Annotated in this window: 13 protein-coding genes and 1 tRNA gene; 8 read left to right on the top strand and 6 right to left on the bottom strand. The window is 70.1% G+C overall.

The window, feature by feature from the left end; genetic code table 11:
* Nucleotides 1-7: 7 nt before the first annotated feature.
* Genes OJ997_RS00655 through OJ997_RS00640 form a run of 4 tightly spaced genes read right to left on the bottom strand, consistent with a single transcriptional unit; the run spans nucleotide 8 to nucleotide 3698 of the window.
* Entirely contained in the window at nucleotides 8-199 is a 192-nt protein-coding gene (locus OJ997_RS00655; protein WP_270023055.1) for a hypothetical protein, read from the bottom strand.
* Nucleotides 200-211: 12 nt separating this feature from the next.
* The gene (locus OJ997_RS00650) at nucleotides 212-1783 is read right to left on the bottom strand and encodes a hypothetical protein (protein ID WP_270023054.1); all 1572 of its coding nucleotides are present in this window, start codon (nucleotides 1781-1783) and stop codon (nucleotides 212-214) included.
* On the bottom strand, nucleotides 1783-2295 hold the full coding sequence (locus OJ997_RS00645; RefSeq protein ID WP_270023053.1) for a hypothetical protein: 513 nt from the start codon (nucleotides 2293-2295) through the stop codon (nucleotides 1783-1785). Before OJ997_RS00645 ends, OJ997_RS00650 begins: the two co-directional genes overlap by 1 nt.
* A gap of 23 nt (nucleotides 2296-2318) precedes the next feature.
* Complete coding sequence (locus OJ997_RS00640; protein WP_270023052.1) at nucleotides 2319-3698, bottom strand: DUF4474 domain-containing protein; 1380 nt, start codon at nucleotides 3696-3698, stop codon at nucleotides 2319-2321.
* Between the two features lie 574 nt (nucleotides 3699-4272).
* Here OJ997_RS00640 and OJ997_RS00635 point away from each other — a divergent pair.
* From OJ997_RS00635 to OJ997_RS00615, 5 genes are read left to right on the top strand one after another with little or no spacing between them, the layout of a single operon-like run.
* Entirely contained in the window at nucleotides 4273-5988 is a 1716-nt protein-coding gene (locus tag OJ997_RS00635) for a hypothetical protein (protein ID WP_270023050.1), read from the top strand.
* Between the two features lie 14 nt (nucleotides 5989-6002).
* Nucleotides 6003-8687 (top strand): hypothetical protein, encoded by a 2685-nt coding sequence (locus tag OJ997_RS00630; RefSeq protein WP_270023049.1) that lies wholly within the window; start codon nucleotides 6003-6005, stop codon nucleotides 8685-8687.
* Nucleotides 8688-8708: 21 nt separating this feature from the next.
* A complete protein-coding gene (locus tag OJ997_RS00625; RefSeq protein WP_270023048.1) occupies nucleotides 8709-8990 on the top strand; it encodes a hypothetical protein in 282 nt (93 codons plus the stop codon).
* A gap of 3 nt (nucleotides 8991-8993) precedes the next feature.
* Nucleotides 8994-9782, top strand: a complete 789-nt coding sequence (locus OJ997_RS00620) for a hypothetical protein (RefSeq protein WP_270023047.1) — start codon at nucleotides 8994-8996, stop codon at nucleotides 9780-9782.
* Nucleotides 9779-10513, top strand: coding sequence for an SAM-dependent methyltransferase (locus OJ997_RS00615; protein ID WP_270023046.1), 735 nt, complete (start codon nucleotides 9779-9781; stop codon nucleotides 10511-10513). Before OJ997_RS00620 ends, OJ997_RS00615 begins: the two co-directional genes overlap by 4 nt.
* A gap of 42 nt (nucleotides 10514-10555) precedes the next feature.
* On the opposite strand, the gene OJ997_RS00610 is transcribed toward OJ997_RS00615, so the two are convergent.
* Nucleotides 10556-10629: transfer RNA gene (locus OJ997_RS00610), tRNA-Met, on the bottom strand.
* A gap of 173 nt (nucleotides 10630-10802) precedes the next feature.
* Between OJ997_RS00610 and OJ997_RS00605 the strand changes: the two genes are divergently transcribed.
* Complete coding sequence (locus OJ997_RS00605; RefSeq protein ID WP_270023045.1) at nucleotides 10803-12020, top strand: hypothetical protein; 1218 nt, start codon at nucleotides 10803-10805, stop codon at nucleotides 12018-12020.
* A 5-nt stretch (nucleotides 12021-12025) separates the two neighbouring features.
* Here the strand turns inward: OJ997_RS00605 and OJ997_RS00600 are convergent, their stop codons facing one another.
* A complete protein-coding gene (locus OJ997_RS00600; protein WP_270023043.1) occupies nucleotides 12026-12439 on the bottom strand; it encodes a PaaI family thioesterase in 414 nt (137 codons plus the stop codon).
* A 116-nt stretch (nucleotides 12440-12555) separates the two neighbouring features.
* Here OJ997_RS00600 and OJ997_RS00595 point away from each other — a divergent pair, with 116 nt between their 5' ends.
* Together OJ997_RS00595 and OJ997_RS38230 are read left to right on the top strand one after the other, a co-directional pair.
* The gene (locus OJ997_RS00595) at nucleotides 12556-16281 is read left to right on the top strand and encodes an alpha-glucuronidase family glycosyl hydrolase (RefSeq protein ID WP_270023041.1); all 3726 of its coding nucleotides are present in this window, start codon (nucleotides 12556-12558) and stop codon (nucleotides 16279-16281) included.
* A gap of 24 nt (nucleotides 16282-16305) precedes the next feature.
* Nucleotides 16306-18102, top strand: a complete 1797-nt coding sequence (locus tag OJ997_RS38230) for an endo-1,4-beta-xylanase (RefSeq protein ID WP_270023039.1) — start codon at nucleotides 16306-16308, stop codon at nucleotides 18100-18102.
* The last annotated feature ends 39 nt before the right edge of the window (nucleotides 18103-18141 follow it).

The raw sequence follows: 18141 nt of genomic DNA, 5'->3' as shown, positions 1-18141 counted from the left end.
CCGGGCCTCACTCCTCCTGCGCAGGCGGGACATGGCGCAGCGAGATCGAGCGCCGGCGGCCGGCGTCGAGGTCGAAGGCCGCCACGCCGGCTTGGTCGGTGGTCGCCTCGGCGAGCACCTTGCCGCGCGCCGCGAGCTGGAAGACGAGCCCTTCGCCGATCGGCTCGCCGTGGGCCGTGAGAATGCTGACTTCGATCATGGTTCCTCCGTCTCACACGCCGGGCGAGCCGTCGACGGCCCAGGTGAACGGTGTTTCGGTCAGGGTCGGGCCCGCGGCGCCGGTCGGGCCGTCCTCGGTGCCGGGGAGTGGCGGCCAGCCGAGCTCGCCGTTCGGGCCGGTCTCGTCGGGCGGGTAGGTCGAGTACATGCGCTTGGGCATGCGGATGGGCGAGCCCTTCATCTTCGCGACCGTGGACGTGATGCCCCAGGTCCACGGGGAGAGGCCCTGCTTGCAGAAGGTGCGATCCGACGGGTCGAGCAGGGCGTTGCGGCGCATGACCATGTTGCTCGACGGATCCCACCAGAACAGCGGGGACCAGTTGTTGGGGTCGTCGCGGTGCTGATCCGCCGTCGGCTCGGCGGCGACCTCGCGGACCAGCCTGGCGACGTACTTGAGCACCCCGAGCGCGTCGGTGTCGGTCACGCCGCCCGCGGCGAAGCTGTCCCAGACGTCATCCATCGACTGCTGGACCGCCCGCTTGGCGATCACCCGGCCGGCCGCGTTGTAGGTGTCCCGGTAGCGGGAATCGCCGTACGCGACCCAGCGGTCCCCCACCGAGTTGGTGACCCAGAGGCCGAACTTGTTGTCCTCGTCGTGCATCTGCTTGGCGCACAGGCTCGCGCCCATGCGCGTGAGATCGGTGTCGGCCGACTCGTAGAGCTTGCGCCGCGGCGTGCGCATGTGCCCCGACGCGAACAGGTCGGTGAGGAAGTGGTCCGAGAACGCGTTGATGGCGTACGCGGTCAACAGCGCCTGCGCGCGCGAGCCGGGATCGTCGATCGCCTTGGCGGCCGCCGCCGTCTGCTGGGCCAGCCGGTGCCCGGCGGTGTAGGCCGCGATCGCGTCGACGCCGAAGTGGTCGAAGTTGGTCGAGGCGAGGTTGAGATAGCGGCCGTTGCGGAACGTGGTTCCCCCCGTCGCCTTGTCGAAGGCCCGGTCCTCGTCTGGAACGACATGCCCGGCTGAGGTCCCCAACCCCGCGTAGACGCCGGACGGCTGATGGCCGTCACGGACCGCGGAGCTGATCGGGCCGAACTCGAACTTCTGCGCCACGGCGAGGATCGCCTGCACCTCCGCCTGGGCGCCGCCCATCCCGTTGAAGTTGCGGGCGAACTGGCACACCGGGTCCGGCGCGCTGCAGACCGGGTGCGCGGGGTCGCCGTAGAAGTCGCCGCCGAGCGCGATCAGCTGGCCGTAGGTCAGCGAATAGGTCGCGGGAACGTCCTGCGTCGGCGAGCAACCGGAGACCGCCACCTGCGCCATCGGCAAGGCGGTCGTGGCGGCGTCGACGCGCGCCGCCTCGGTCTGCAGCGTGAGCCCGGACACGATGATCGCGTGCTCGGCGGTGTTGAACGCCGGCTGGAACACCGGGCCGTCACCGCCCGAGGCGACGGCCCCCGCCCGGCCGGACACCGCCCGGCCGCCCGCGTGCGAGCAACACGGCGCCTCGGCCACGACGACCACGTGCCGGTCGGTCTTACCGAGCTTGATCGACACCCCCGCCTCGCTCAGGAGATCGCCGAGCTCGGCGGTGACCACGGCCTCGCGCGTCCTCGGAGCCATCAGACCGCCCAGAACGTGTCGCTGGTCATCGACACGTCGATGTTGCGGTTGGCGTAGACACCCGGGAGCGTCCCGCGCGCCTGCGCGGACCCCCACTGGGTCGCGTCCGCCGTCCCATGCACGCCGAAGCCGCACGCCGACGAGCACAGATGCGGCCGCCCCGTGTAGTGCGCGGTCCAGAGCCGCACCTGGTCGCGCAACGGGCCGAGCGCCTCGATCACGCTCGTCCAGCTCGAGACCTGGAAGTAGACGACGGGACGGTGGACGTGGGCGATGCGCTTGCGCGCCCACGTGCCGGCCTCTCGGTACGGCATGTCGCCGGCCTCGAAGTCGCCCGCGTTGCCGACGCCCTGGCCGGAGACGTCGATCTCCAGCAGATGCGCGTGCGGGAACTTGGCCTTCGCCGCCGCGACGTTCGCGAACTTCCCGTTGACGTACGCCGCGACCGCCTCGACCTCGAGGCCCTTGAAGGTCTCCGACAGATCGCCGACCGTGTCGAACATGGTGCCCATGTGACTCTCCTTAGCTGCGGCGCTCAGGCGACCGCGACGAACTTGACGTAAAGGGGATGGCCCGACCGCGGCGTTGACTCGCGCCACTCGCCGTTGCCGGTCTTGACGCGCACGACGAACTGCCCGGACACCGAGACGACGTTCGAGGTCCAGAAGCCGAAGGGGCAGCTGTAGGCCAGGGAGGCGTCACGCACCTGCATCCCGTTGAGGCAGTGGCGGTAGCGCACCGAGCCGCCGGACCCGGTGGGCTGGAGCTTGGTGTCCTGCATGACGAAGCGCCCGACGTCGCCCTTGGGAATCCACTGCGGCGGAGCGATCGCGTAGGTGCCCGCCTCGGCGTCGGCGCGTTCCAGCAGCAGGTCAGACGGACCCTCCCGGTTGTCGATCTCGACGACGCAGGCGTAGTCCATCGCCAGGCCCAGATCGCGCTGAACCGACGTCAGCCAGGACGACAGCTCCTCCCGCGCCGCCGCGAACCACTCGCGGGCGACCTGCGTGGCCACGCCGAAGAAGCGCGCCAGGTCGTCGATCACCTCGCGCGCGGCGTGGCCGAGCTCGAGGCCGGCCTGCGTCGCCAGACGCCCGTAGACGTCCGCCGCGCGGAGCAGCCCGAGCCCGCCGAACAGCAGGAACTCGGCCTGGACCTGGTTGGGATCGTTGGACGCGGCGCCGAGGCTGCGATAGCGCTCGACGATGCGCTGGTTGGCCTGCATCGCCAGCTCCACGAGCTGCGGGACGGCCGCGCGCGGCTGGGGCGCGAACGCCTGCTCGAAGCGGAAGGCGACCGTGTCCCCATCGACCGTGAGGTCCGTGTGGCCACGCGCCCGCAAGGCCTGCTCGAACGCCTCGCGCATCTCCCGCCCCGGGAAGCCGATGCGGATGTCCACCGCCAGCTCCTCCGGCCGTGAGAGCACGCCCCACTTGAAGCCGGTCAGCCACCAGTGCCGCTCCGGCCCGCGCGAGAAGAGGCGCTCGCCGTTGCGGTAGAGCGTGAGCTCGATCAACAACCGGTCGTCGTCGCTCGCGCAGTCGTAGAACAGGTTGTGCGCCGGGTCGTCGTCGCCCGGGCGCCGGCCGACCGTGGCGTCCAGGAGCTGGTACCCGACGTTCGGGGCCGAGTTGATCGCGCGCGAGTAGACACCGACCTCGCACCCCGTCTCGAGGCCGTACTGCCCCTTCCAGAGCTCGATCATCCAGTGCTTGCCGCCGTGGTCGAAGAAGATCGGCTCGCAATCGATCACCGCACTCATGCCGAGCGCCGCGTTGTCATAGCCCCAGGCGTAACCGAACTTGCGCTGGAGCGCGTCCATCCGCGAGTAGATGATGTCCTGCTCCGGGTCATAGGTGAACCCGGCAGCCCACACCGCCCCACCGAGCACGGTGGACGGCTTCCATTCACTCATATCTGGCTCCTTGCCGTGGCTGAAACCAAGAACGTCGTCGCCGGCCAGCCGGACCGAGCGGAAGCGGGAGTGAAGCCTACTTACCGTGACTCGTCAAGACCGAAATCCCCGCTTCTGAGCGGCGTGTCAGTACTTGAACAACAGTCCCAAAGTCGCCACGAAGGGCATGGTTGCACTTCTCCCGGGAAAATCCATTTAACTTAAAACTGTGCATTCAAACTATCGCTCCGAGCAGCGAAAAACCCGGCTTGCGCACTTGCCGCCGATCGGTATCGTCCGCATCGGTTCATACATCTGTATCGCTTCTTCTATGCGGTGCCGATGGGTCGATGCCGATGCTTCGTGTGCTGGGCATTTGCATGCCCGCAGAGGAGCAACCGTGCGCACGTGACCGGATTTCGAGTCACCCTCGCGCCGCGCAATCCAACCAATGGAGGTGCATTTCTCACCACGGTCAAGAGTGACCGAGGGCAATCACGCATGTCACTTACACCACTCCTTGTTTTCACCACACCTGCACACCCGCGCCGGCCGCTGCCGCGTGCGCGATTCCCCCGTTACCAGAAAGCGTGAAATGACCACCATTGCCGTTAACACCGCCTGCCAGATCACCAACAGCGCGGGCCAGCCGCTCGTCGTCGTCGACGCCAGCAACACCTCCGCCGCCACCGCGCACCAGGGCTACCAGCAGCAGCTGAAAGTGCTGCCGCTCGGCTCGGGCGCCGCGACGCTCGCGGCCGGCGCCTCGGACACGGTCACCCTGAACGACACGTACACCGACCCCAAGAAGACCGGCCCGCAGCCGAGTTACCTCTACCAGCTGCTGCTCTCGTCGCCGACGGGGCTGTTCCCGGTCATGAACGTGTCGGAGGCGGTCAGCTTCACCGCCCCGATCGGCTACCCCGCGATCGAGGCGACCGCGGCGGCCGCGGCGAACATGGTCAAGGCCGCGACGTTCGTGCAGAACCTGATGGCCTACCCCGGCTCGGACCTGGCCAAGGGCTTCAACACCGCGATGAGCGGCGCGCAAGGGCAGAGCACCGCGAGTGGCATCAGCCAGGCCGTGGCCGACTACTTCAACAGCACCAAGAGCTTCCAGGGCCTGGACCTCGGCAGCTACATCGCGGTCAGCACCCACATGAAGACGTTCGCGTGGACGTGGGGGCTGAGCTCGACGATCGCCGCCGGCACGCTCGGCCGCACCTACTACCTGTACTCGACGTCCGACGCGCAGGGCGCCAACAAGAGCAAGACCCCTTCCTCGCAGGGCAAGGTCGTGCTGACGGCGCCGTCCTCCCCGCGAGCGGTCGCCGATCCGACCGATCCCAACAGCGGCATGACGATCGTGTTCACGGACCCCTCCGGCAGCTCGACGAACCTGACGTTCTCGAACGGCGCCTTCGTCAACGACGCCAGCTCGGACAACCCGTCGATCTGCCTGATCGGCTCGTACGCGCTCAAGAGCACGTACACGCAGAAGCCGGCCGACTCGACGCTGTGGCCGATCCTCACGGGCACGCTGAACGGGACGAAGGTGATCGGCGTCGACCAGGCCCCGGAGGACGCGGTCAAGAGCTGGCTCAAGAGCCTGATGCCGACCGACTTCAACAGCCTGGAAGGCACGTTCCAGAAGCTCGTCGGGCTGTGGATGGCGCTCGACTTCCTCAAGAGCAAGCTCGGCGCGAAGAAGGAAGCGCTCGAGGATGCCGAGACCAACCAGAACGAGGGCGAGCCGCCCACCCAGGAGCAGATCGACGAGGCCGACGCCACGGCCGCCGAGGTCGAGCAGAGCGGCCAGGCCGAGCTCCAGGCCGAGGCGGCGCGTGCCGGCTCCGGCATCGAGGTCCCGGAGGCCGCGGACATCCCCGCGACGCAGGACGCGGTCAAGGCCGAGCAGGTGGAGGCGCTCGACGACGTCCAGGGCGACGCGATCGAAGGCAGCCTCGCGGAGACCGGGTCAGAGCTTCAGGACCTCGCGGAGGTCGAGGTCACGCCCGACCTGGAATCGGCCGAGGGCGACGTGATGCAGGCCGAGCAGGACCTCGCGGACGCGCGCCAGAGCGGCGACTTCAAGCAGGTCGAGACCGATGTGGTCCAGACGGACATCGACGCGAGCTCGGCGGAGGAGGCCGTCGACTCCGAGATGTCGCAGGCGCAGCAGCAGGAAGCGGAGGCCGAGCAGGCCGAGGCGGAGGAGATGGAAGACGCCGCCGAGGAGGCCGAGTCCGAGTCCGAGGAGACCGAGTCCGGCGACTCGGACTACGACTCCGACACCGAGATCGTCGAGTAGCGGGAGCCGCCGCCATGACCGATCCCACGACCACGCAGTATCCGCCGGTGACCGTCAACAACCAGCTCGCCGGGAGCATCACCGTCTACGACTCGTTCGACGACGACCCGGGCGCAAACGGGCAGGAGGCCATGCTCGGGACGCAGACGCTGCTCGCCACCGTCCCCGGCGGTGGCAGCAGCGGCAGCCTCACCCCGCTGCACGGCCCGATCTCGGCGTACCTCGTCTACGACGCGAACAACGCGCCGGTGGCGCGCGAGGTCGCGATGGGGCTCGCCGCGTCGACCTTCGCCGTGACCTCCGACGACGTCGCGCGGATGGCGACCACCAACGGCCTGCTCGACTGGCTCGCCGCGCACCCCGAGGACCCGGACGCCCAGTCGTTCCAGGCCGCGCTGAAGGCCGCCCAGCCGGTGCCGGCCATGACCGCCTGGTTCACGGCCCACGCCACCTACTCGACCTGCACGGTCGCCTCCTACCTGATGGCCGTGGCCGCCCGCGCGCGCACCGCGAACCAGCCGCCCGACCGCGCGACCTACAGCCTGCAGACGCTCTGCAGCCTGTGGGGCGGGACCTGGCCCAGCGGCCTCCCGGACGTCGAGGTGTCCAACTTCGCGTGCTCGGACGCGAACGACGTCTTCCTGTTCAGCTGCGACATCGACCTCACCACGCTGCCGTACGGCCTCGTGGCCGGGGTGCAGTCGCTGCTGCCGACGCCGCCGACCGTCCACGCCACGGTCCAGTTCAACCACGACGTCGGCCTGAGCGCGCTGAGCACGGTCATCACGTGCACGCTGCCGACGCTGAATCTCCCCGACTCCGCGCAGCTCCAGCAGCCCACCGTGAGCCTGAACATCACGCCGCTGTTCAAGTTCGTCGTCTTCGAGGCCAAGGCGACGATGCCGTTCTCGATCTTCGGCAGCCCGCAGTTCAGCGCCGACCTGTCGCTCACCGTCGACAACGTCGAGGCGGCCGTGGGCGCGGTGATCGACGGCGACGGGCAGACCCTGTTCACGCCGCCCACGATGCCCGGCGTGCACTTCGACGAGTTCGGCGTCGGCATGGGGATCTTCTTCGAGCCATCGTCCTTCGCGCTCGGCCTTGAGGGCAAGTTCCACCTCGGCGACGGCTCGGTGAACGTCGATCTCGACGACGACACGTTCGTCGTCGTCTGCGGCCTCGACGGTGACGTGCCGAACCCGCTCTACGTCGCGTTCTCGGTGCCGCAGATGACGCTGTCGGACGTCATCACGGTGTTCACGAACTCGAGCGTCGACGTCGGCATCCCGATCAGCATCAGCGACCTCTCCTTCACGTGGGTCGAGAACCCGATGGAGCCGGTGACGCTGCCCGACGGCTCGCTCACGCACATGCAGTTCGGCTTCAGCGGTGCGCTCTCGGTGCTGGGCTGGTCCTTCTACGGCGACGTCGAGCTCGACGCCAGCACCGGCGCCCAGGCCGAGCTGACGGCCGCGCCGCTGGATCTGGGGCCGCTGCACCTGACCGGCAACGGCCCCGGCGTCACGATCCGCGTGGACAGCGCCGGCAACCCGATCCCGAACAACCAGATCCCCAAGACGCAGGCCGACAAGGACGCGATCGCGAACGCGACCACGAAGCAGCTGGTGCCGCCGGGCGGGCCGTCGCTGTCGCTCACGACCGCGGGCTCGCCGTACCTGTCGCTCGGCATCAGCGTCAGCCTGCTCGACATCGTCAACGAGTCGCTGTCGGCGGAGATCACGTCCACCGGCGCGTCGTTCGAGCTCGACTTCGGCACGATCCTGAGCGGCACCATGAGCTGCGTGCTGGTCGACTCCGGCACGTTCAACGCGGCCTTCTCCTACGGGCTGCAGCTCGACGTCCCGCTCCCCAACGTGCTCGGCGCCGACCTCGGGACGATCTCGATCGACGCCGGCTGCAACGCCACGCTCGCGGTGGTGGCGAACGCGCAGAGCGTCGACATCACCGCCTCCGCCGGGTTCCACTTCCAGGACCTCGACCCCACCGTCGGCCCGTTCACGGTCGCGATCGACATCTCCCGCATCTCCGACGTGCTCAGCGCGATCGAGCAGGAGATCGTGCAGGACGCCGAGCAGATCTTCGCGTCGGTGATCGCCGACGCGACGAAGTGGGCCCAGTGGCTGGCGAACGGGATCATCGCCGGCGTCGCGAGCGCCGCGGCGGTCCTCCGCCAGGCGTTCGGCCAGAGCATCCAGGACGCGGCGCAGATCCTGCACGACGTCGGCACGGACATGAACGCCGCGGCGAGCGACCTCGCCTCCGCGTACAGCGCCACCGCCGACGCCGTCGCCGGCGCGCTGTCGACGGCGTACGGGGCCACCGCGAGCGAGATCGCCTCGGCGCTCAACGCGGCGGGCTTCGGGATCGACGAGGCCGCGCAGGCGCTCACGAACGCGCTCGGGACCGGGGCGAACGACGTCGCGAGCGCGCTGCAGACCGCCTACGGCGCCACGAGCGGCGCGCTCGGGGAGGCGCTGAACGCGGCCGGGTTCGGGATCGCCCAGATCAGCTCGGCCCTGAACACCGCGCTCGGCCTCGCGCCGGACGCGGTCAACACCGTGCTCCAAGGGCTCGGCTACACGACCGACGAGATCGCGGACGCGTTCGAGTCGCTCGGCGGCGACTTCGCGAGCTTTGGCCAGACCCTCGGGCAGGCCCTCAACCCCAGCAACTGGTAGTTGCGACCGGAAAGGCTGCACATGACGACTCCGAGCAACACGAGCGGTCTCGAACGGCTGATCGCGGACCTGAAGACCCCGGCCGTGCGGGTACACCTCGCCCGCGGGATCGCGAACCTGGCGGCGGGCGATTGGCCGGCGCTGCTGCGCTGGGGCGCGGCGCAGGGGTACGAGCTCACCTACGACGAGCTGCTCGACGCGTTCAAGCGGTCCCCCCGCCTCGAGGGCATGCTGGCGGCCACGCACGGCCTGGGCGGCTGGGAGCCGGCGTCGCTGCGCGCCGCCGCCGGCAACGCCGGGTGAGCCGTGCCCGACCTCCTGGCCATGCCCTTGCCGGACGGGGTCGGTGAGCTGCTCGACGGCCAGGCGCTCGTGACCGCGGAATGGTCGCTGCGCCTGGCCGGCGGGAGCGCGGCCGTCCGGCCGCACCTGACGTTCTGGATCGGCGGGCGTGGCCATCCGGGCAACGCCGCCGCGTTCGCGGCCGTCGGGCGGTTGCTGGGCCGGCTGGACGCGCCGCAGGCGATGCGGCGCGTCCAGCTCGCCCTGGCGGACGTGAGCGTGCGCCAGGGGGTAGCGGTCGTGGGGCGCGAGGCGGTCTCGCTGTACGTGCACTCCGCGCGCGCGGGCGGCGGGCCGGACCGGTACCGGGCGTACAAGCGCCGTGGCGACGCGGTCACCGCGTCCGCGTACACGTTCGAGCGGTTCGAGACCGCGGCGCGAGCGCGGGAAGCCCGGGCGCACGTACATCCGGCGCTCCGGCGGCAGTTCGGCGAGCTGCTGCGGGACGCCCGGCTGATCGACCGCTCGGGGTGGTGGCGGCGGCGCGCGGAGCAGGTGTGCATCACCTATCCGTGGCTGCCGCCCGTCGATCGCGTCGTCGGGCTCGGGGGTGACATGGCGGGGCTCGAGCCGTACCGCCGCTCGCATCTGCGTCACGTCTCGCTGGCCGGGCGCGGGGCGGAGTCCCCGGCCGTCACGCTCTACTTCTCCGGGCCGTTGACCGCGACGCCCTGGCCGCGGACGTTCGCGGACGTGCAGGCACGCGTCGACGAATCGGCCCGCGTCCTCAACGGCGCGATCGAGGGACGATGACCCTCGCGACGTTCTACGGCGGCTCCGTCGCCACGTGGCAGCGGGTGCTCGGTGACGAGCTGCACTACCACCACGGGCTGTTCGCCGACGGCGACGACCTCGCCGACGCGCTCCGGCGCGCGGTCCGCGTGCTGTACCCGTACCTCCCCCACGGCGCGCGCGTGCTCGACGTCGGTTGCGGTTGGGGTGGTCCGCTCGCGATGCTCGTGGAGGAGCGCGGGTGTGCCGCGACCGGCGTCACGATCAGCTCGACGCAGCGGCACCATGCCGCCGTCCGGGGGCTCGACGTCCGGTGTGTCGATGTCGAGACCGTGGCCGAGCTCGGCCGCTTCGACGTCGCCCTGCTGCTCGAGTCGTTCGAGCACATCGTCGACAAGGCCGCGCTGCTCGCCCGGCTGCGCGGCTGTGCCTCCCGGATCGTGCTCCGCGTCAACTGCCAGGACCACGCGCCCGCCGGCGTCCGGTTCGGGGGCACGATGCACATGGTCGACTCGCGCACGCTCCGGGCGCTGCTCGAGGCGGCCGGATGGCGGATCTGGGTGTGGCGCGACCGCCGGCCGGCGTCACTGGCGTCCCAGCCCGCGTGGCGTGAGCGGCTCCGGCGTCTGCCCCCGGACGTCGTGGCCGGCGACGAGCACCTCGCCACGTTCCTGGGGTGGGTCGAGGACGTGATGCGCGACCAGCGCGCCTGGGCGCAGGCCAACCCACTGCTGGAGATCGTGGCCGATTAGACGACGGGCGGCGCGCCTTCGCACGCCGCCCGATCGCCTGCATAGCTGGGGGGAGACTCGAACTCCCGACCTCACGATTATGAGTCGTGCGCTCTAGCCAGCTGAGCTACCCAGCCACGAGCGGCTCAGGATATCGCGCGGCCCCGCGGACGGCGGTGGACCCGCTGCACCGATGGCCGAAGGTCGGAAAGCGGCGCCGTCGAGAGCTCGAGAACGGGGCGACGTCACGGGTCCGACACGACCGCTCGCACCTGGGAATGCGTTCGCCGAGGGCCACGTCCTGCCCGGCATGCGAGACCTCACCGCTGCTGGGCCCGAAGTCGCCGCCGCCACGCACGCACCGGAGGCCGCCGATGCGGCCCGGGCCCCCGCCCCGGCGGAGCGCGTGCTCGCGCTGCAGCGCAGCGCCGGCAACTGCGCGGTCGCGTCCATGCTGGGTTCGAACCGCACTCGGGCGCTGGGTCGCGCCACGGCCGACCAGCGACCGACCGCGCCGGCGCCCGAGGATCGCCGGCTGCTCGCTCGCATCGCCGACGAGCGGCAGCCCGCTCCTCGGTGTGCGTGCGGCGGGTTGATCGGCGCGGACGGGATGTGCACCAAGTGCCGGCAGCAGGCGCAGGGCGCTGGGAGCCCCACCCTCGCGCGGTACACCGCCGATCCCAACCGGGAGATCGGGCTGACGATCGCCGAGCAGCTGTCGAAGGTGTGGCCGGACGCGAGCCCGGAGCTGACGGCGCTCGTGATGTGCATGATGCGCTTCGTTCCGTCGATCGCGGTTCCGCTACATCTGTACCGGGTCGCGCGGCTGGCGTACTCGGTGCTGTTCGGTCCGCAGGCCAAGTTCGAGGAGTACATGACGGAGGCGATCGCGAGCGGGGTGTTCGGGGGTGCCGCCACGCTGTGCGACTGCATCCCCAGCCGGGCGTTTCTGCCGTTCGCGCGGGAAGGGCTCGCGCCCTATCCGCTCGCGACGTCGTTCTTCGAGCACTATGTCGCCGGCGCGGGCAGCCCGCGGACGTTCGACCTGAGCGAGATGCTCACGGAGGAGCCCGATCAGCGCAGCAACCTGTCGGCGGAGATCGTCTCCGACGCGGGCACCGAAGGGATGCTGCGCATGGCGTTCATCCAGGGCGCGTACCGGACCAAGAAGTGGCAGTACGCGTTGGGTGGGATCGAGCAGACGTGGTTCCGGATCCGCGACGACGCGGCCGCGCGGGACGAGAACGCGGAGCGGGCCGACGGATGCGCGCTCGTGCACATCCGGGTCGAAGACCCGTACTGGTGGCACCCGGACGACTGGAACCGTCGCAATCCCTGTCTGCATAGCGCGATGGAGAACATGAAGGCCGGCGGCGCGAAGGAGTTCCTGGTGACCGCTGAGACGGATCTTCGGCTCAAGCTGCCGAAGGCGAAGATCCCGCTCCCTGGAGCGGCAGACCCTGCGGGCGGTTCAACGAGTGGACCGGCGCCGGTCGCCGCGCCGCCAGCGCCGCCGGTTGACCCGTGACGCGCTCATGACTCGGAGCGCACCGCGAAGACGGCACGCGCACGCACCGCCTCCTCCCCATCCGCGTGGAGCGAGCAGTCCCCGAACGCGAGGCGGCCGGTGAGCCGCTCGACCTCGGCGCCGGCCTCGAGCCAGACGCCCGGCGCGGCCGGTCGTAGGTAGTCCGTCGTCAGCGAGACCGTCGCGACCGACGCTCCGTCCGCCGCTTCGTCGCGGATCGCTCGGCCGAAGGCGAGATCGACCAGCGTGGCGAGCAGCCCGCCCATCGCCGTGCCGGCGACGTTGAGGTGACGGTCCTCGACACGGAGGCCGAGGGCGCCGTCGGACGGGCGGACGTAGATCGGGCCGACATGGTCGACGAACGCGCCCGCGTCGTGGAGCACTTCGAAGTCGGGCGGGGCGTCTGGCGGAGTCGGCATGTCCTCACCCCTACCCCGGGGTCGCGCGACGGCTCTCATCTGCTTGACACACTGTAAGACAATCGAGATAGTTGTGGGACTGGCCGAACCCGGCGGCCTACGAGAGGGAGAGCTCGATGACAGGGGAGATCCGGCGGCGCGCTGTGGCGCTGCTGGTGCTGTGCGCGGCCGCGCTTGCGGCGCCGTCCACCGCGCAGGCACAGGGCGATACGTACAACGGCTCGCAGCTCTGGCTGCGCTACGCGAAGGTCGCCGACGCCGAGCGGCTGGCGCAGTACCGGGCGCAGATCACGGGCATATCGGTCGAGAACGCCACCGCCAATCCCGTGCATCGCACGACGACGACGCTGAGGATGGAGAGCAGCGCTTCGGAGACGCTCCCCCGCACGAGCCTCGAAGCGGCACGCGACGAGCTGACCCGCGGCCTCACCGCCCTGCTCGACCAACCCGTCGCAGCGACGCCAGACGGCTCGGTCGTCGTCGGCACGCGCGAGAGCTCAGCGGCGGTCCGCGACGCCATTCCCGCCACGGACCTCGTCAACCCCGAGGGCTACGTGATCCGCACCATCGCCGGCAAGACGATCATCGCGGGACGCACGGAGCTCGGTGCGCTGTACGGCACGTACGCGTTCCTGCGGCACCTGCAGACGCTGCAGCCGATCGGCGCGCTGGATCTGAAGTCCGCGCCGAAGATCAAGCACCGCCACCTGAACTACTGGGACACGGAGCGGCTGTATGCCGGCAACAACACGGCGGGCACGGGTGGGCTCAATGGCGAGAACGGCGCGATCTTCAACTTCGCCGCGACCGCGGCGAGCGCGCCGCGCAACCTGCCGCTGATCCTGGATCGATACGTGGTGATGGCGCGGGCGCTGGCGTCGGTGGGCATCGACGGCATCACGATCAACAACGTCAACGCGAACAACGCGTACCTCACGCCCGCGTACATCACGCAGGAGGCGGCACTGGCGGACGCGCTGCGCCCGTACGGAATCCGCCTTGCGCTGTCGGTGCGGTACGACGCGCCAACGGACAACCGCTTCGCGCCCGACACGCTCACCGCCGCGCAGCTCGACCCGAAGACCGCCGCGTTCCGGGATTGGTGGACCCGCAAGGCGACCCAGATCAAGCTCGCCATCCCCGACTTCATCGGCTTCACGGTCAAGGCCAACTCCGAGGGCCAGCCCGGTCCGCAGGATTTCGGTGATGACCACGGTGACGGCGCGAACGGGATCGGCGCGGCGCTCGCGCCGCTCGGCATGAAGGTGTTCTGGCGCACGTTCGTCTACAACGCGGACGTCGACAACGACCGCCTCAAGCGGCCGCTGCTCGAGTTCGGGCCGATCGACGACGAAGCGCAGCCGGACGGGACGCGTGGGCGGTTCGCCGACAACGTGTTCCTGCAGACGAAGAACGGCCCGCTGGACTTCCAGTCGCGCGAGCCGCTGCACCCGATGTTCGGCCGGATGGAGAACACCAACCAGGCCATGGAGCTGCAGATCACGCAGGAGTACACGGGTCAGAGCCGCATGCTCACCTACCTCGCGCCCATGTGGGAGGAGGTGCTGAAGACCGACACGGGCGGTGCGGGGCTGGCCGGTGCGGTGGTCGACGGGACCTCGCAGGGGCAGGCGGACACCGCGCTCGTGGGCGTCGCCAACCTCGGCAACGCGGAGAACGTCACGGGCCACCACTTCGGGCAGGCGAACCTCTATGCGTTCGGCCGCCTGGCGTGGGACTGGCGGCAGGGGTCGGAAGCGCTGGCGCGGGAGTGGACGAAGATGACGTGGGGCACGTCGCCGGCCCTGGTCGACACGGTCGTGGCGATGATGATGGGCTCCTGGGAGGCGAACGTGAGCTACGAGACGCCGCTCGGGGTCGCGCATCAGTTCCGCTCGAGCGACCACTACGGCCCGATGCCGAACGAGTGGTTCCAGCGCGACGACTGGAGCCCCGTCTACTACAACAAGGCCGACAGCGCGGGTCTGGGCTTTGACCGCTCCCCCACCGGCTCGAACCTCGTCGCCCAGTACTTCTCGCCGCTGAAGGAGCGCTACAGCAGCATCGAGACGACGCCCGAGAACCTGCTGATGTGGTTCCACCACGTGCCGTGGGATCGGCGCATGAGTAGCGGGCGGCCGTTCTGGGACGAGCTCGTCTACCGCTACCAGATGGGCGTGCAGTACGTGACCTGGCTGCGGGAGACGTGGGACACGCTGCAGCCGGTGGTCGACGCCCGGCGCTTCGCCGAGGTCAAGGCCAAGCTGGTCCAGCACGAGACGGACGCGAGCTCGTGGCGCGACACGAGCGTGAACTACTGGCGGGAGTTCAGCGGCCGGCCGAACCCGGTGGACGGCGGACCGCTGTCGATCGCGGTCACCGTCGGCGGCGTGGAACGCCGCGGGTTCGACCTGTCGGCGGCGGCGTACACGGTCCCGGTCAAGGCGGGCGCGGCGAGGTCGATCACGTCGGTCCGCACGTTCGATCCGTCGGCACGTGCGGAGATCGTCAGCCAGTCGCCCGACCAGGCCGTAGTGAAGGTCACCAAGACGGACTTCTTCGGGCCGCTCGTGAAGAACTACGTCTTCACCTTCATCCCGGACACGACCTTGGCGTCGCTGCGGGTCAACCGGCACGCGCTGACGCTCAAGCCGGAGCAGCTCACCTACACCGCGCTGACCGAAGCCGGGCCGGAGCAGATCCCGGTGGTCGACGCGACCGCCGTCGACGCGGCCGCCACGGTCACGGTCGAGCAGGCGACCACACGTACGGGCACGGCGAAGGTCACGGTGGCCAACGGCTCCGCCACGTCGATCTACACCGTCAACCTCGACTCCGCGCTGCGCGGCGGCGACGACTTCACCGGGGACACGCTCGGCAAGCAGTGGCAGGTCGTGCGACCGGACGAAGCTCGCCGCCAGGTCACGAACGGCGCGCTCGTGCTCACCTCCCAGACCGGCGACCTGCAGGGCAACGCCAACACGGCACGCAACCTCGTCCTGCAGGACGTCAACGGCGACTGGACGGCCGAGACCAAGGTCGTGTTCTCGCGCCCGCTCGCGCAGAACAACGAGCAGGGCGGCGTGCTCGCCTACGCCGACGACCAGAACTACGTGAAGGTCGGCTGGGAGATGGCGAGCTCGACGCAGGCCATCAACAAGCTGCGCGTCGTGCTGCTGCGCGAGCAGAACGGCACCGCGACGACGCTCCAGGTCACCGGCGCGGACGCCCAGCGGATCGTCGGCGCGTCGGGCGCGATCTGGCTGCGGCTCGCCAAGGCCGGCAACGCCTACAAGGCCTACTACTCGTCCGACGGCACCGTGTGGCGGTTCTTCGGGGCGACGACGCTCAACGTCGAGGCGGCCCGGGCGGGTGTGTTCGCGTTCAACCGCGCGGGTACCTCGACCGACCTGCAGGTGGCGTTCGACGCCTTCCGGCTCACGAGCGCGGGCGAGGTCGTGCCGAGCCTCATCACGGAGACCCCCGGCACCGTCGGCGGCACCGTGCCCTCGACGCTCGCCCTGTCGCTCGAGGGGGCGGCGGCGTTCCCGCCGCTCAGGCCCGGCGTCGCCGCGGAGTACACCGCGACCACGACCGCGCGGGTCACGTCGACCACGGCGAACGCAACGTTGTCGGTGAGCGGGACCGGGCCGCTGGCCAACGGACCGTTCAGCCTCCGGGAGCCGGTCGTGGTCTCGCTCGCGAAGACGGACTGGAGCGGCCCGACCAGCAACGAGGCCGTCGGCGTCACGTTCAAGCAACGCATCGCCGCCGACGAGCCGCTGCGAACGGGCACGTACTCGCGCTCGGTCACGTTCACGCTGTCCACGACGGCGCCGTAGCGCCGTCACGAGGGAGGAGAGAGCATGCATCGGTCCCTGGGCGCCGCGCTCGCGGTGACCGCCTTCGCCTGCGCGGCACCGTCCACCGCGCGGGCGCAATTCCCGGTCTACAGCAAAGACAAGTGGCTCGGCAGCATCAGCGAGTTCACGCGGCCGCTGTTCAGCCAGTACTTCAACCAGGTCACGCCCGAGAACGGCGGGAAGTGGGGCGTCGCGGCGGGCACGACGCGCACGGCGGCGATGCGCTGGGGCCAGCTGGACACGGCGTACAACTACGCGCGGGACAACGGCATGAAGTTCAACTTCCACGTGCTGCTGTGGGGCAACCAGCAGCCGACGTGGATGGCGACGCTCCCGCCCGAGGAGCAGCTGGCGGAGATCAAGAAGTGGTACGCGGCGGTCGCCGAGCGCTACCCGAGGATCGAGTGGCTGCAGGTGGTCAACGAGCCGACCTGGGACCCGCCGGACGGCTCGACGCCCAAGAACGCGGGCGCGAACTTCGCCTCCAGCGGCAACTACGTGCAGGCCCTCGGCGGCGCGGGTGAGACGGGCTACGACTGGATTCGCACCGCGTTCCGGCTGGCGCGCCAGTACTTCCCCAACACGAAGCTGATGCTCAACGACGTCGCGATCACGGGACAGACGGCGTCCACCGACGAGTACCTGAAGATCATCAACATCCTCAAGGCCGAGAACCTGATCGACGTGGTCGGGCTCCAGGCGCACGCGTTCGAGTTCATCCCGGACAACCCGAACGTGCCGTCGATCCCCGGCCATCCGTACGACCCGCACGCCTCGATGGCGGTGCACAAGGCCAACCTCGACCGGATCGCGGCGACCGGCGTGCCGATCCAGGTCACCGAGCTCGACCTGGACGGCTTCGCGGTGGGCGGTGTCCCCGGGGACGAGATGCAACTCGCGCACTACCGGCGGGTCGTGCCGACGTTCTGGGAGCACCCGCGCGTCGAGGGCATCACGCTCTGGGGCTGGCGGCAGCCGAACCACTGGCGCAATGCGCAGAACGCGCCGATCGTGCTCTCCAACGACACGCCCAAGCCCGCCGGACTCTGGCTCTACAACTACGTCCGCGGCATCGCCCCGACCATCGGCGCCGGCCAGACGTTCACGGTCGCCGACGGCAACGCGAACCGCGTCGGCACCGTCGCGGCCAGCGACTGGGCGTCGCAGATCGGCCGCCCGCACCTGCGCACGTTCACGTGGCGGATCACGGGTGGGAACGCGGCCGGCATCTTCGCCATCGCGCCGAGTACCGGCGAGCTCACCGTGGCCAAACCGGAGCTGCTCGACGAGCTGACGACGTACGGCCTGAAGGTGCGCGTGAGCGACGGTTTCCACGAGAGCGCGGAGGCCGACGTCACCGTCACGACCGCGGACCTCGCGAACGTGGTCGACCAGCCGGTCGGCGGGACCGTCGCGGCCACGCTCGCCTTGTCGTTCTCGGGCCCGGTGAGCTTCGGCGCGTTCATGCCCGGTGTGACGCGTGACTACGAGCGCAGCGTGGACGCGACCGTCACCAGCACGGCGGGCGACGCCACGCTGAGCGTCTCGGACCCGGCGACCGAGACGCCCGGGCGGTTGCGCAACGGCGCCTTCGCGCTGGCCCGGCCGGTCGAGGCGACAGTGGCCGGAGCGTTCGCGCCGATCGGCGCGACGCCGCTGACGCTGCACGGCTACACCGGGCCGGCGAGCCAGGACGTGCTGACGATCCGTCTGCGGCAGTCGATCGACGCGTCCGAGCCGCTCCGGACCGGCACGTACGCGAAGACGTTCACGTTCACGCTGTCGACCACGACGCCGTAGGCCTCCACGTGAGCGGCCGCCTGTCGGGGCGGCCGCTCA

It is taken from the genome of Solirubrobacter phytolaccae, from assembly GCF_027587195.1.
Classification (GTDB): domain Bacteria; phylum Actinomycetota; class Thermoleophilia; order Solirubrobacterales; family Solirubrobacteraceae; genus Solirubrobacter; species Solirubrobacter phytolaccae.
Note: the sequence above shows the minus strand (reverse complement) of the source record. Positions and strands in the feature narration are given on the sequence as shown.